The organism is Paenibacillus sp. FSL K6-2862 (assembly GCF_038005125.1).
GTDB lineage: Bacteria > Bacillota > Bacilli > Paenibacillales > Paenibacillaceae > Paenibacillus > Paenibacillus illinoisensis_A.
On sequence record NZ_JBBOSN010000001.1, the window covers coordinates 1,311,101 to 1,325,845 of the forward strand.

Annotated in this window: 11 protein-coding genes; 7 read left to right on the forward strand and 4 right to left on the reverse strand. The window is 47.3% G+C overall.

All coding sequences use genetic code 11. The features are described 5' to 3' along the window. Nucleotides 1–58: 58 nt before the first annotated feature. Entirely contained in the window at nt 59–1,015 is a 957-nt protein-coding gene (locus MHB82_RS05940) for a D-2-hydroxyacid dehydrogenase (protein WP_095360719.1), read from the reverse strand. Between the two features lie 190 nt (nt 1,016–1,205). On the opposite strand from MHB82_RS05940, the gene thpR reads away from it, so the two are divergent. Continuing rightward, a complete protein-coding gene (gene thpR / locus MHB82_RS05945; RefSeq protein ID WP_176476134.1) occupies nt 1,206–1,808 on the forward strand; it encodes an RNA 2',3'-cyclic phosphodiesterase in 603 nt (200 codons plus the stop codon). A 131-nt stretch (nt 1,809–1,939) separates the two neighbouring features. Continuing rightward, the gene (locus MHB82_RS05950) at nt 1,940–2,800 is read left to right on the forward strand and encodes a cell wall hydrolase (RefSeq protein WP_341174138.1); all 861 of its coding nucleotides are present in this window, start codon (nt 1,940–1,942) and stop codon (nt 2,798–2,800) included. Nucleotides 2,801–3,100: 300 nt separating this feature from the next. Here the strand turns inward: MHB82_RS05950 and MHB82_RS05955 are convergent, their stop codons facing one another. Continuing rightward, nucleotides 3,101–4,321, reverse strand: coding sequence for an MGDG synthase family glycosyltransferase (locus MHB82_RS05955; protein WP_095360716.1), 1,221 nt, complete (start codon nt 4,319–4,321; stop codon nt 3,101–3,103). Nucleotides 4,322–4,673: 352 nt separating this feature from the next. Between MHB82_RS05955 and MHB82_RS05960 the strand changes: the two genes are divergently transcribed. Together MHB82_RS05960 and MHB82_RS05965 are read left to right on the forward strand one after the other, a co-directional pair. Beyond that, nucleotides 4,674–5,255: a TetR/AcrR family transcriptional regulator gene (locus MHB82_RS05960; RefSeq protein WP_341174139.1), complete on the forward strand. Its 582-nt coding sequence runs from the start codon at nt 4,674–4,676 to the stop codon at nt 5,253–5,255. A gap of 217 nt (nt 5,256–5,472) precedes the next feature. Further along, complete coding sequence (locus MHB82_RS05965; protein ID WP_341174140.1) at nt 5,473–7,764, forward strand: YhgE/Pip domain-containing protein; 2,292 nt, start codon at nt 5,473–5,475, stop codon at nt 7,762–7,764. A 476-nt stretch (nt 7,765–8,240) separates the two neighbouring features. Here MHB82_RS05965 and MHB82_RS05970 read toward each other — a convergent pair whose 3' ends face one another. Next, complete coding sequence (locus tag MHB82_RS05970) at nt 8,241–8,444, reverse strand: hypothetical protein (RefSeq protein ID WP_146239850.1); 204 nt, start codon at nt 8,442–8,444, stop codon at nt 8,241–8,243. Here MHB82_RS05970 and gltB point away from each other — a divergent pair. Beyond that, complete coding sequence (gene gltB, locus MHB82_RS05975) at nt 8,436–13,034, forward strand: glutamate synthase large subunit (RefSeq protein ID WP_341174141.1); 4,599 nt, start codon at nt 8,436–8,438, stop codon at nt 13,032–13,034. The two genes, MHB82_RS05970 and gltB, sit on opposite strands and share 9 nt — an antisense overlap. Before the next feature lie 227 nt (nt 13,035–13,261). Continuing rightward, on the forward strand, nt 13,262–13,414 hold the full coding sequence (locus MHB82_RS05980; RefSeq protein WP_176476133.1) for a hypothetical protein: 153 nt from the start codon (nt 13,262–13,264) through the stop codon (nt 13,412–13,414). A 103-nt stretch (nt 13,415–13,517) separates the two neighbouring features. Here the strand turns inward: MHB82_RS05980 and MHB82_RS05985 are convergent, their stop codons facing one another. Then, the gene (locus tag MHB82_RS05985; RefSeq protein WP_095360712.1) at nt 13,518–13,886 is read right to left on the reverse strand and encodes a helix-turn-helix domain-containing protein; all 369 of its coding nucleotides are present in this window, start codon (nt 13,884–13,886) and stop codon (nt 13,518–13,520) included. A gap of 332 nt (nt 13,887–14,218) precedes the next feature. On the opposite strand from MHB82_RS05985, the gene MHB82_RS05990 reads away from it, so the two are divergent. Continuing rightward, a complete protein-coding gene (locus tag MHB82_RS05990; RefSeq protein WP_095360711.1) occupies nt 14,219–14,653 on the forward strand; it encodes a hypothetical protein in 435 nt (144 codons plus the stop codon). The last annotated feature ends 92 nt before the right edge of the window (nt 14,654–14,745 follow it).

Below are 14,745 nucleotides of genomic sequence, written 5' to 3' on the forward strand. Positions count from 1 at the left end.
ATTTTTAGAAATAATGATAAGGCATTTGTACAATTACGCATGGAAAATATAGGGCGAATTAGTATTTATGACTATAGTCGACCAGGTTGACCGGCAGTGTTTTGCCCGCCAGGTAAGCTTCCAGATTTTCCACAAAAATATCAAGTGCCCGATCCGTATATTGCTCCGTACTTCCCGCGATATGGGGGGTAATTAAAACATTGTCCTTATGCCATAATGGATGCTCAGCAGGAAGGGGTTCTTCTTCAAAAACATCCAATGCAGCATAGGCGACTTGACCCCTATCCAGTGCACGAATTAGCGCTTCAGTGTCTACACTTGGACCTCGTCCTACATTGACGAAGCAGGAGCCTGTCTTGAAATGTTCGAATGCGGTTTGATCATACAAATGATGGGTTTCGTCTGTGAGAGGCAAGATGTTAATGACATAATCACCCTTGCCCAAAGCTTCATGCAGTCCGGACATATCGTACATGTGATCGACATTAGGAACGTCTTTGCCGGACCGGCGAACCCCGATGACATTCATGCCAAACGCCTTGAGAATACGGGCAGCTTCGGTGCCGATCTCTCCTACACCAACAATGACAGCCGTTTTGCCGTGCAGTTCTGGCAGTGGTTTGCCGGGATTTTTCCACTCGGCTTGCTGTTGATGAAGCATGGCTTGTCTCAGCCAGCGGCTGTGCGATAACATCATGCCTACAATAATTTCAGTGATCGGGATGGCATGTACGCCATTGGCACTGGTCACCTGAATATTTTTTTGTTCCAAATCCGAGAAGGGGAGGTTATCCACACCTGCGGACCAGACCTGTACCCACTTCAGGAGGCTGTCCTTCTTCAAGGCATGTTCTGTGACGAGTGGAGACCAGCCAACAATGATTTCAGCTTCTGTTAACGCTGCAGGGTCAATCTCCTTGGCTTTGCTGACGGTCAGCGTGTAGCCGGGTGCGGCGTCTAAAATGCGCTGCTGCTGTTCCGCAGATAAAGATGGAAAACATACAATTTTACCCATAGTGTGTAACCTCCTGAATTCGATTGAGTTGTGTGATAAGTGTAGCAGATTTGAGAAAATGTTGCAGAAAGGCAGGAGTGCAGCCTCATGTGCAAGTGCCGAAACTTATGTCAATCTATAATTACCCAACTTGAAACGATACATATAATTGTGAAATAATAGAACGAACTTTAGAGAGGTGTATACGATGATGAATAACTATTCATATACGGATCTACCATCACGGCGGGAAAGATTATTTACGGCGTTACGTCTTCCGGCAGCTATTCAGGAATCCCTTCAACTTGATGCAGGAATGGTGAAGAACGGACTTGATTTTCGCAAATGGACAGACCATCGGGATTACCATATCACGCTGCAATTTCTGGGAGATACACTGGTGAGTGATATCGGGCATCTGCGGAAAGCGCTGCGCATGGCGAGTAATGGAATTAAGCCGTTTGAACTGCAAACTTCCGGTTGGGGAACTTTTGGTCTGAAAGATGCTCCGAAGGTGTTGTGGAGGGGTGTGGACGGCGAGCTGGAGTCTTTGAATCTTCTTCACAAACGGATTCTGGAGGCCACATCGACACTTGGATATGAAGCAGAGCTGAGACCTTACTCTCCGCACATTACAATTGCACGCAAATTTCTGGGTTTAGCCCCAGGAAATGAAGATAAAGGTATTTATGGGGTGCTTCCGGAACATTCCTTGGGTGCTAAATCATGGATTGTGGAGGACTTTGTACTTTATGTGACCAGGCTGGGACAATCGCCGATGTATGAGGTTGTGGATACGTTTTCATTTTCCTGAAACTCGTTTTTATGACATAAAATCACATTGACATTACGTTTATCCCTATGTAATATTAGCCATCGTTATTCAAATTCTTTTTTTTGGGTTACTTAGTTAAGGGAATTGTTGCGACAGGAGGAATCTTACGAATGGATATTATAAGCAAGAATCGTTGGGTAGCACCGATGTTATCTGTGCTGCTTGTATGTATAGTGGGGGTTAATGTAGTCCAGGCAACTGGGAAATGGAACGAGGCAAGTGATAGTAAACAGATGACTGATCTGGCGGCTTCTGTGCAAAATAGCGCATCATCTTCTTCAACTGGGGACAGGCGTATGATGACAGACGGGACAAGTCTGTCTGCTGATTCATCGATTCATACGGCAAACTGGACGGCTTCATTGCCAGCCAAGGACTGGCTTACGGCTGCTCAGGAAGAACAGGAATTGAAGGAAGCCAAGGCCAAGCATAAGGCCAGAGCTGCTGCGGCGGCCAAAGCCAAAAAAGAAGCTGCCCTGAAATTGGCCAAAATAGAGAAGGCCAAAGCGGCTGCTGCTGTAACAACTCCCCCCCAAAAACTTTACTTTACGCGGACCGAGCTTTTGAACCAGGAGGACTCGAAACTTGCAACCTGGTCATACAGTGTGTCCGATAAAGAGCTGCTTCTGCTGCAAAAAATTGTCATGGCAGAGGCGGAAGGTGAACCGTACGAAGGCAAAGTGGCAGTTGCCAATGTTGTCTTAAACCGGCTGCGGTCAGCCAATTTTCCCGATACTATTTATAAGGTAATCTATCAGAAGTCTCAATTCAGCCCGGTAGCCAACGGACGTCTGAAGCGTGTAGTTCCCAATAAGGACAGCGTAAAGGCAGTGAATGCTGCACTGAATGGACAGAAGGAAGTCGCTGATGATACGTATTATTTCTTATCATTGACGCTTGCCGATGATCTGACGGTTGCCCGTTCGAAGAAAAAAGTGAAAACGATCGGTCATCATACTTTTTACAAGTAATTGATCTGAAAATTCTGCAAACAGGCAGGGTAGTTAATGTATTAACATTACACGAACCTTTGAAAACACCTGAAACAGAGTTTTATTTCGGTATTTAAATGGATCTCTTTCCTTTAAATTACCCTTTTTTCTGGTAAAACATACGTTTATTTTAAAGGAAATTGAAGAAGGTTCCCTTCCAAAATGAGAAGGGAACCTTTTCTGTATCCATTTCGTTTCAAATGAGTTGATGTTAATCATAAGACATGTCTATCCGCATTCAACACCCTCCTAGAAGAGCTCTAAGGGCCCTTAGAGGCTTTAAAAAGGAATTCTGGTACCTGACAGCGTCGTGGCAGGAATTCCGGCCTTGAAGCGTTCCTTGGGCGTGGAGGGGAAGTCGGCTGCAGCCGGACACAATAATTCGTGAACAGCCTGTGCACAAGACTTCGGATCATAGGATGGTCTGTTCCACGGTTTGCGTACAACTTTCAGCTGACTTTCAGCTTCATTTGGTGCTTTTGTCCGGTCACACAGTTCTCTGAACCTAGTGGTAATGACGTCTGCTGAATGTATCACCTGACCGTATCCGGCTTGTACAAAATACTCGCAATTCTCTTCTTCCTGGCCTGGAAGTGGTGGAATAAACAACATCGGCAGCCCTTTGGCCAGAGCCTCCGTGCAAGTCATGCCGCCCGGTTTCGTAATAAGGACGTCCGATACGTCCATCAGCTTGCTGACTTCCCTTGTGTAACCGAGAATGCGGATGTTCGGATGCTGGAAGCAAGCCATCTCTTTCATCTTGGAGATCATCTTCTCGTTGCTTCCAAGGCAGAATACAAGCTGCACCCGATCAGCCCAGGAGGTTAATAGTTTCATATGTTCTTCATCAAAGGAAAGCCCCCATCCACCGCCCATAAGCAGTGCCGTAGGCATATCCTGAAGCCCCATTTCCTGACGCAGCCGTACTTTGTCACCTGCTTCCCAAAAATCAGGATGCACGGGAATTCCCGTAACCTGAATTCGAGAGGGGTCGACTCCCCGAATCTCAAGTAATGCCTTAACCTGTGGGGTAGAGACCAGATACTGGTTTACTTCAGGATTGATCCATGTACCGTGCACATCGTAATCCGTAATGACCGTATACAGTGGTATGTTCAGCCCTTGCCGTTTCAGTCTTGAAATGACCGCATTCGGAAACGGATGGGTGCAGATTACGGCATCCGGCTTCAACTGGGATACGACCTGCGCCGTTTGAGTATAGAAAATCCGATGCAAGGCGAGTTTGGTAAATCCGTTCAACGATTTATTATATTGTGTCCGATACAGCATGCTGACCAGTTTGGGCTGGACGGATAATGTTTTTCGATAGGCGGAAAAAATAAGCGGAGCCACCGTCGGATTCAGGAATTTGCCAAGTTCGATAACGCGGCTATGGACGTGTGGACTAACCTTTTTGATGCCGCTTGCCAGCGCATGTGCGGCCTGGGTGTGACCGGTGCCGAAACCTTCGGATAATAAGAGCACTCTTGGTTTTCGCATGAGTTCACCTTTATTCATAAGTTTAAATTTGATAAGTTCACCGTTCTGCCGTACCCTTCAATACATGAATATACAGCGAAACGGAAAATCATGTTCATTCCATAAATATTTACACGAAAGTTGATGTTCTGAGACAGTCCATCTTCGTTTAATCCGTATTATTGGAACCATCATACACTATAGACGACGAATGAATCACTTTCCACTGCATTTCGGTTAAAATAAATTAACACAATTTTGAAATGTTAGGGTTGCAATCTGTTGACGAAGGTGTTAATGTAAGTTTTGACCAAGTGACCAAATTGTATTTTTGGTCATTTTGCAAGTGAAGATTAGTGAAGGAGGGGATATGATGGCTCCGATTGACCGGAGGCAGCAGGTCATTCATGCAGCAGCTCAGTCGTTCGCCATGTTTGGATACAAAGCTACCACGATGGATCAGGTAGCCAAGATAGCGAATGTAGGCAAAGGGACAATTTACACTTTTTTTACGAACAAGGAGCAGCTGTTTGATCAGATTCTGGTGGAAGTGATCCAGGAAATGAAAAATATTGCCCATCGTGAAGTACATCAAGAGAGTGCCTTTTTTGATAACCTGTTTCGTGTGCTGGATTCATTGCTGGAATTCCGACGTGATCATGATTTATTGGTGAAGCTATCCCAGGAACTTAAGGATTTTGGAACACTTCAGGCCAAGGAGGGTCTGGACAAGGTGGAGAAGGTCATTTCCGATTTCTTGTCCAAGGAGCTGGAGAAAGCCAGAGACAGCGGTGAGATTCGGGATTGTGATCCGCAAGTCGTGGCCTTTATGATGATCCGTCTGTATATTGCACTCACCTCGGATTGGAATAAACAGCACGAACCGCTCAGCAAAGAGGAAATCAAAAATTACTTTCGTCTTTTCTTAATGGAAGGAATTGCTGCCATCATGTAGTTTCCAAATTTCTCTACTATAATATAGGGAGAATATGGAGTGTCTTTTTCCATGAAGGCAGTGAGGCTTGCCGAGAGGCAGGTTTGTTTTTTTGTTCTGAATTGACCGTTTGAGGAAAGTGGTCAGTTCGTATTTCAGCAAATTTCTGTATTTATTCACATATTTACATTAAGTTAGTTCCTGCTCGTGAAGCAGAGAGTTAGGGGAGAAAAAAGACATGAAATCTTTATCCGTGTTTTTCAAGGATGTGGGATCGGCCGTGAGAAACCCGAAGGTGTTGATCCCCGTCATTGCAGTAATGTTTATTCCGATCCTGTATAGCGGCATTTATCTGGCTGCCTATTGGGACCCATATGGTCATGTTGACCAGATGCCGGTTGCTGTCGTCAACCTCGACAAGGGAGCAGAGCTTGAAGGCAAATCCTTGCAGGTGGGCGACGATCTGGTGGATGAGCTGAAGAAAAATAAAGATTTTGAATGGGAATTCGTTAATGCATCTCAAGCCAAAGAGGGTATGCAGAACGACAAGTACTATATGCAAATTACGATTCCTGAAAATTTCTCATCCCAGGCCACCACGCTGCTGGATGATCAACCGCAGCCTGCTGAACTGATCTACGAACCGAACGGCAATTACAGCTTCGTAGGTGCACAGATCGGCAAGACGGCAATCAAGGATCTTAAGGCGAAAGTATCTGCCAAGGTGACAGAGGCTTATGCCGAAACGCTGCTCGACAAGTTCTCCGAAGTATCTGACGGACTGGCGGAAGCCGGCGATGGTGCGGGCGAACTGAATACGGGGGCAGGCAAACTGGATGATGGTGCGGTCAAGCTGAAAGACAATTTGGCCAAACTGGCATCCGGAACACTGGAGCTTCAGGATGGACTATCCCCATTGAGCGATGGTGTTGATGCACTGCATACCGGGGCCACTAAGCTGGAAAGCGGAACAACCAGTCTGGTATCCGGTCTTCAGCAGCTTCAGGCTGCGGCCTCGGATCAGCTTCAAAGCGGAGCAGACCAGTTAAAAGATGGCAGTGACAAGCTGCAGGCAGGTCTTCAATCATCACTTGATGGTACAGGCAAGCTGCAGGCAGGTCTTCTATCATCCGAACAAGGCAGTGCGAAGCTGTCTGAAGGCCTGCAAAGTGCAGTGCAGGGTAGTGGAACTCTGGCGTCAGGCTTACAGTCTGCCGTTGATGGAAGCAGTAAAGTTGCGGACGGTGCCCAAGGTGTGGCGGATGGTTTGAAACAGCTGGCTGCATCTAATCCGGAGCTGGCTGCAAGTGAGGACGTTCAGAAGCTGCTGGCAGCCAGTGAGGCTGTGGCAGAAGGCAGCGCGCAGCTGCACGAGAGCGAGCAGAAACTGGCGCAAGGTGCCAATCAGCTTCACGAGGGCAACCAGCAGCTTGCAGCAGGTGCGACAGAGCTTCACGGCGGACAAAAGCAGCTGCTGGCTGGAGCCGACCAGCTGGTTGATGGACAGCAGCAGCTGCTGGCTGGAGCCAATCAGCTTAGCGAAGGCGGAGCGAAGCTCTCTGACGGCCTGAAGCAGTTTAGCGGCAAGTTGGGTGAAGCTGCAAGCGGAGGCACTCAGCTGGTGAACGGGGCCAAACAACTTGGCACAGGCACAAGTGCCTTGCAAACCGGCGTTGGCAAGCTGAGCGGTGGTGTGAGTTCGCTAACAGACGGTTCCAAACAGCTTGGTGATGGTGCAGGCGAATTGGCGAATGGTTTGACTGAGCTTAAAGACGGCTCAAGTGAACTGGCAACCAAGCTGAATGATGCTGCTCAGAAAACGTCTGAAGTGAAAAAGACTGATGATGTGGTCAACATGTTTGCTGAACCGATTAACTCGGCTGAGAATGAAGCAGAATCCGTGTCCAATTACGGTACAGGATTGACGCCATTCTTCCTGTCCATTGGACTGTTTGTCGGATCTCTTATCTCGACCATTATTTTGAAAATGCGTGATACATCCGTACCGGGCGCATCCGGCTGGAGCCGTTTTGTAAGCCGTACACTCGTATTTGGTTCCATGAGCATTTTCCAATCGGTTATCGTTGCGAGCTTTATGCTGTATGGTCTTGGTCTGGAAACGCACAGTGTAGGACTGTTCTATCTGTTCACAATTATTACGGGGCTGACGTTCATGTTGATTGTTCAGGCGCTTGTTACCTGGCTTGATCTGCCCGGACGCTATGTGGTTATCCTGCTGTTGGTATTCCAACTTGCGGCAAGTGCAGGAACCTTCCCGGTAGAACTGATTCCGTCCTGGCTCCAGGCATTTAGCCCATGGTTACCGATGACCCATAGCATTATGGGCTTCAAAGCAGTCGTATCCAGTGGCAACTTCGATGTGATGTGGCATCAGGCTGGAATCCTGGCCATCTATGCAGGGGTATCCGTTCTGTTGACGCTGGCGTATTTCCTCTGGAGTGGCCGTCGTCCGAAAAAAGAAGCTGAAATGACTGATTCGGCCGAATCGGGTCAAGTTGTGACAGCATAAGTCTGAAGTAATGCAGAGTAATGGCTTGGTTGGAAAAATAAAGTTTGTTAACCAGTATCAAAATTATGCAACATAGTAGTCAAAAAGTGCAAAGAGCTTGTGACCCCAAAATGGGCCACAGGCTCTTTTTGTATACAAATGCATGTTCGGGATGCATTTTGCACGAAAACGGAATGGGAATTTGGTGATATTAAGCAGAAACGCAGGCTGCATATGGAATGTTTTTCTTTTGTCAGCAGATAAAATCAGTTGTACTCTGTCTTAAAATGTGTATAATTATTCGAAAAAGAGATGAATTTAAACGTCATTACACTAAAGCTGTACTGCAAAACATTTCTTATCAGAGGTATTAAAAAGTTTAAATTGCGCTGATGTTAGGTCGGTGTTAAAATAATAGAACTATATCAAAAAACGTCGCTCCATATCAGCGGTCGTGCCAGCGACTGCGAGTAATTATAATTGTGCTCTTTACCGGCTCATCCGGAAGCACTACGAAAGAATGACTTCTTCTCCAGCAGCAGAAGTACTCTAAATCCAATGACCCGATTGTGGTCACCCCGATTATTCAGCAGGGTTCTCAACTTATAGGCCCGCTCCTCCCGTTTCATTGTTGCTTGTTGCCTATGTTCTTGATCTTTCCGAAATACTTCATTATAGAAAGGTTGCGTTCCATGAGACACATCGGATTACCTCCTAAACAGGGTTTGTATGACCCACAGTTCGAAAAAGATGCATGCGGAATGGGTTTTGTTGCCAACATCAAAGGAGTACCTTCACACGATATCGTTAGCCAGGCACTGACCATGCTTAGTAATATGGAGCACCGCGGGGGACAGGGCAGTGAGCCGAATTCCGGTGACGGAGCCGGTATTTTGATTCAGATTCCACATCGTTACTTTGCACAGGAAGCAGAGCGCCTCGGCTTTGCGCTGCCAGAGCAGGGAGCGTATGGCGTGGGAATGCTGTTCCTTTCTCAGGATCCTGAGATTCGTCATGCTCACGAGGAGAGCCTGAAGAAAATCATTGAAGAAGAAGGACAGACATTCCTCGGTTTCCGGGATGTGCCGACCTTTGATGAGATGCTTGGTCGTTCCGCCCTGGCTGCGAAGCCTTATGTGCGTCAGGTGTTCATTGGCAGATCTACGGATATCAACGATGAGCTCGCGTTCGAGCGGAAGCTGTATGTGATTCGCAGACGTGCTGAGCTGGCGATCCGATATTCGGCTGATGAGAAAGAAGGCGGTTCGTTCTACCTGCCAAGCTTGTCCTGTCGTAAAATTGTCTACAAAGGCATGCTGACAACCGAGCAGGTTGGACAGTTCTACCTGGATTTGCAAGAGGACCTGGTTGAATCGGCGATTGCATTAGTACACTCCCGTTTCAGTACCAATACATTCCCGAGCTGGGAGCGTGCCCACCCGTATCGCTTCATGATCCACAACGGTGAGATCAATACGATGCGTGGTAACGTGAACTGGATGCACGCACGTCAATCGCTGTTTGAGAGCGAAGTGTTCGGTAGCGACATCTCCAAAGTGAAGCCGATCATTAACCCGGACGGTTCGGATACGGCGATGTTTGATAACACACTGGAGTTCTTGTATTTGAGCGGACGTTCCTTGCCACACGTGGCAATGATGATGGTTCCTGAGCCGTGGAGCACGGATGAGGGAATGGATCCGGCCAAAAAAGCATTTTATGAATATCACAGCACGATGATGGAGCCGTGGGACGGGCCGGCAGCAATGGCCTTTACGGATGGTCTGCAGATTGGTGCAACACTGGACCGTAACGGTCTGCGTCCTGCACGTTATTATGTAACGAAAGACGATCGTATCATTTTGTCCTCTGAAGTCGGGGTCCTTGATATTGCTCCGGAAGAAATTCTGTATAAGGATCGTTTGCGTCCAGGTCGCATGCTGCTCGTGGATACAAAAGAAGGACGCATCATCTCGGATGAGGAAGTAAAAGCTCTAATTGCAGCCGAGAATCCGTATCAGGAGTGGCTCGATGAGCACTTGATGGATCTGAATGAACTGCCGGAAGCGCCGGAACTTCCAGATCCAAAACACGATAACGTAACCCAGCTTCAGCTGGCCTATGGATATACATTTGAGGAACTGCGCAAAGTCCTGGAGCCAATGGCATCCACAGGCATGGAAGCTACGGGTTCCATGGGTTATGATGCACCACTGGCAGTGCTGTCGGATCGTCCGCAGCGTTTGTATAACTACTTTAAACAAATGTTTGCACAGGTAACCAATCCACCAATTGATGCCATCCGTGAAGAGATCGTCACGTCTACGGCTACAACGATTGGTCCAGAGCGCAACTTGCTCAATCCTGAACCGGAGAGCTGTCGCCAGATTCGTCTGGATACACCGGTATTGTCCAATGAAGATTTCGCGAAAATTCGTCACGTGCGCCGTCCAGGCTTCCGTTCGATGACCATCCCGATTTTCTTCACGGCCAAAGAAGGTGCGGAAGGACTGCGCAAAGCAATGGATCTGCTATTTGAAGCAGCGGACCGTGTCATCGACAAAGGTCATAACATTTTGATCTTGTCTGACCGCGGCGTGGATGCGGAGAATGCGGCCATTCCTGCACTGCTTGCAGTGGCAGGTTTGCATCACCACCTGATCCGTCAGGGTACAAGAACCAAAGTCAGCATCTTGCTGGAATCGGCAGAGCCTCGTGATATTCATCACTACGCATTGCTGCTGGGCTACGGCGTAAGTGCCGTGAACCCTTATCTGGCATTCGAAACACTGGATGACATGATTCAGCAAGGGCTGCTGCGCGGCATCTCGCATGAGAAAGCTGTCAAAAACTACATTAAAGCCGCAACCAAAGGCGTTATTAAAATATTGTCCAAAATGGGAATCTCGACAATTCAGTCCTATCGGGGCGCTCAAATTTTTGAAGCGGTTGGCCTGAAGTCTGATTTCGTTGATCGTTACTTTACTTGGACGCCATCCCGGATCGGTGGTATTGGTCTGGAAGAAGTGGCAGCAGAGGTGCTGACTCACCATAATCGTGCCTTTACGGACAAAGACGGCAATGACAAAGTGCTGGATTCAGGCGGTGAATATCAGTGGCGTAATGACGGGGAGGAACATCTGTTCAACCCGCAAACGATTCATACGTTACAACACGCCGTTCGCACAGGCGATTACAACCTGTACAAAAAGTATGCCAAACTGGTGCAGGGTGAGAATGATCAGTTGCTGACGATTCGTTCCATGCTGAAACTGAAACCGGCAGGGCCGGCAGTTCCGCTGGAGGAAGTGGAATCCGTTGAAAGTATTATGCGCCGCTTCAAAACAGGTGCGATGTCCTTCGGTTCCATCAGTAAGGAAGCACACGAAGATTTGGCGATCGCTATGAACCGTGTCGGTGGTAAATCAAACACAGGTGAAGGCGGGGAGGATCCGGCTCGCTTCATTAAAGATAGCAACGGTGATTCACGGCGCAGTGCCATTAAACAGGTTGCATCCGGACGTTTCGGTGTTACGTCGAACTATCTCGTAAATGCTGACGAGATCCAGATCAAAATGGCACAAGGTGCGAAACCGGGTGAAGGTGGACAGCTGCCAGGACGTAAAGTATATCCTTGGGTTGCTGAGGTTCGTGGTTCAACACCTGGCGTGGGTCTGATCTCACCGCCACCGCATCACGACATTTACTCTATCGAGGATTTGGCTGAGTTGATCTATGATCTGAAAAACGCGAATCCACGTGCGGAAATCAACGTGAAGCTGGTTTCCGAAGTCGGCGTAGGTACCATAGCCGCAGGTGTAGCCAAAGGTCGTGCCGATATTATCCTCGTAAGTGGATACGACGGCGGTACGGGTGCATCTCCACAAGGTTCGATCCGTCACGCGGGTATGCCTTGGGAGCTTGGTCTTGCCGAAACACATCAAACGCTGATGCTGAACAATTTGCGTGACCGTGTTGTTCTGGAAACGGATGGCAAAATGTTGAATGGTCGTGACCTTGCGATTGCTGCCTTACTTGGAGCGGAGGAGTATGGTTTCTCCACAGCACCACTCGTGGCACTGGGATGTATCATGATGCGTGTTTGTCAGATGGATACATGTCCGGTAGGTGTAGCAACGCAAAATCCGGAGCTGCGCAAAAATTACATGGGTGATCCGGCTCACGTTGTGAACTTCATGCGTTTTGTCGCTGAAGATGTACGCGAAATTATGGCTGAGCTTGGTTTCCGTACCATTCAGGAAATGGTTGGACGTACAGACTGTCTTGAAACGGTTCAGGCAGTAGATCATTGGAAGAAAAAAGGTGTGGATCTGTCTGTGCTGCTGCATGTACCTGAGATGCCGGAAGGTTCTGCACGTTATCGTACACAGCACCAGAATCATCAATTGGAAGAGACGCTCGACATGCAGCAATTGCTGACGTTGGCTCAACCTGCGATCGAATCTGGCCAACCGGTTGAGGCTGTTCTTCCGATTACGAACGTTAACCGGGCAGTAGGTACGATTCTGGGTAGTGAGATTACACGGAAATATGGTCTTGCTGGACTACCGGAAGACACCGTTCAATTCAAGTTTGTCGGCTCTGCCGGACAAAGCTTCGGGGCCTTTGTACCTAAAGGGATGACCCTGACCGTTGAAGGTGATTCCAATGACTACGTTGGTAAAGGATTATCAGGAGGTAAACTAATTGTTATGCCTTCTCCGAAAGCAACGTTCAAAGCCGAGGATAATATCATTATTGGTAACACGGCTCTGTATGGAGCGACCAGTGGTGAAGCTTATATTCGCGGGATTGCAGGTGAACGGTTTGCCGTACGGAATTCGGGTGCAAAAGTCGTTGTGGAGGGTGTGGGTGACCACGGTTGTGAATATATGACCGGCGGACGTGTCGTCGTTCTGGGCGATACAGGTCGTAACTTTGCAGCCGGGATGTCCGGAGGTATTGCTTACGTATATGATCCGGAAGGCACTTTCCTGCAGCGTTGTAACCTGGAAATGGTTCTTTTGGAGCGGATTGAAGATGTATCGGAAAGTGCAGACCTGCGCGGCATGATTCAACGTCATGTGGCTTATACAGGCAGTGCTGCAGGTGAGCGTATTTTGGATAACTGGCAGGATTCTGTGAACCAGTTCGTTCGGGTTATTCCGAAAGACTTCAAACGGATGACAGAGCAGATCGAACGTGTTCAGGCGACAGGCTTGACGGGAGAGGAAGCTTTGCTGGCAGCATTTGAAGCCAATATGCGTGAGCTTGCACGTGCGGGAGGTTAAGTCCCTCTTTTAACAGGATTGCGTGAATGGGTTGTATGAAGAATTAATAGGAGCTTTATGGCTGCCGATGAGGCGCTGTAGAGCTCCTATTTGTGTTTCGACAAAATTAGAACCCGTACCAAAAACGCTATCGCCATGAGACGACAACATTGAGGAACTTTCTCAAGTATAATAAGGCTAGTTTTGGAGTGCAGAGAAAGTATATATAGATAAGAGAGGTTAGCGGAATGAATATGAAGAATCCAAACAGGGGCGAACTTAAGCCGACAGGTAAACAAGTGAAAGCAACCGAGATGGACATCAAGAAGGTTTTACTGCAATGCGGAATCGACCCGGAGCGTTGGAACGAGTTCATATCCTCCGTCAACAATGAGCACTAATAACCAGGATCATACACAAATATGTATTAGAAGGAGTTAAGACGCAAAAAAACCCAGGAACCGAAAAGATGACTACTCGGGACTGGGTCTTCCTTTGTTGGAGTTAATCCATACTGCGTTCCATTCGGACAAAAGCAATAAAACGACGTGCCTCTTCTTCTGTTAAGGGTTTACCATCGATCATCAGATCGAAGCGATCCAACACTTCCTTATCTGATAATTCAAGCGAGTCCACAAATTCTCGAACATCCTCATCCATAACCACATCGCTCTGCTTCGTACGCCCTATGAGATAATCAATGGATACATTAAAAATATCAGCAAGCCTGGTTAATACTTCAAAGTCCGGTTTGCGTCGATTCTTCTCATAATGGGAGAGAGCGGCCCTGGTAATATGAATGGAGCTCGCAAGTTCTTCTTGAGTAAGTCCCCGCTGTTCCCTTAATTCAGCAATGCGATTTCCGTAGTTCATACGCTTTTCCCCCTGAACGCCATGTCAAATATATTAAACCAATCCTGAGCTATTTTTTGATCAGGGCAGCTTTCCTGCAAAAAGATGACGCTTGGACAGACCTATATCTGAAATAGGTCTGTCTAAGGACATCTCATATTGTCGTAAATCAAAAGAACCATGTCCAAATACTGCTTGACATGATACAATTTGTATCGTAAATTGGACGTATGGAAGTTACAAAATGTATCATTTGGAATAATTTAAGTGTCTCCAAGTTGTCTATGCAATATACCTGTGAGAAGGAATAATGGCAACACTTGAAGGCTAATCCATTCTAAAGGAATGAAACGATGAATTCAGTGATTCAGGAATGGGCCGATCTAGAATTAAATGTCCATATGTACATTCAGGAGTTTCAGGGTAAGACAGTAGACCGCAAACGACGTCCCGTTCTCTTGCTTGGGATGGATACAAAAGCGATTACTTTCCTGAGTGACCTGGTTTTACCGGTATCGTCAACGATGTTGATCGGTTTGGATGTAGAAGATCGCCAAGTATGTTTAAGGCTTCAGGCAAGCTTGCAATGGAAACAGCCCTTCGGCGAGCTTACATTGTATCATTCAAGCCTGCATATTCAGCAAGAGCAGACACTATATATAACTGGACAGTTAAATCAGATGCTTCGTGACGTGCAGTTTCCTACGGTATCCCGATTTGCCTATGAAAAGGCAGCGGAACAACCGGACCTGCAGAAAACCTATCATTACATCGATTTTACCATATGAAGCCTGACAAATTCTAAACATTTTCTGAACATGCAAGTACTTAACGCCATTTTACTATATTTCATAGCGTTATGCATTAGTTCTTTAACACC

Bases quoted from the DNA above. Each gene is read 5' to 3' on its own strand.
- MHB82_RS05960 (WP_341174139.1), top strand. From the start codon at position 4,674: ATGGCTCCGATTGACCGGAGGCAGCAGGTCATTCATGCAGCAGCTCAG.
- MHB82_RS05955 (WP_095360716.1), bottom strand. From the start codon at position 4,321: ATGCGAAAACCAAGAGTGCTCTTATTATCCGAAGGTTTCGGCACCGGT.
- MHB82_RS05950 (WP_341174138.1), top strand. From the start codon at position 1,940: ATGGATATTATAAGCAAGAATCGTTGGGTAGCACCGATGTTATCTGTG.
- thpR (WP_176476134.1), top strand. From the start codon at position 1,206: ATGAATAACTATTCATATACGGATCTACCATCACGGCGGGAAAGATTA.
- gltB (WP_341174141.1), top strand. From the start codon at position 8,436: ATGAGACACATCGGATTACCTCCTAAACAGGGTTTGTATGACCCACAG.
- MHB82_RS05985 (WP_095360712.1), bottom strand. From the start codon at position 13,886: ATGAACTACGGAAATCGCATTGCTGAATTAAGGGAACAGCGGGGACTT.
- MHB82_RS05990 (WP_095360711.1), top strand. From the start codon at position 14,219: ATGAATTCAGTGATTCAGGAATGGGCCGATCTAGAATTAAATGTCCAT.
- MHB82_RS05965 (WP_341174140.1), top strand. From the start codon at position 5,473: ATGAAATCTTTATCCGTGTTTTTCAAGGATGTGGGATCGGCCGTGAGA.
- MHB82_RS05940 (WP_095360719.1), bottom strand. From the start codon at position 1,015: ATGGGTAAAATTGTATGTTTTCCATCTTTATCTGCGGAACAGCAGCAG.
- MHB82_RS05980 (WP_176476133.1), top strand. From the start codon at position 13,262: ATGAATATGAAGAATCCAAACAGGGGCGAACTTAAGCCGACAGGTAAA.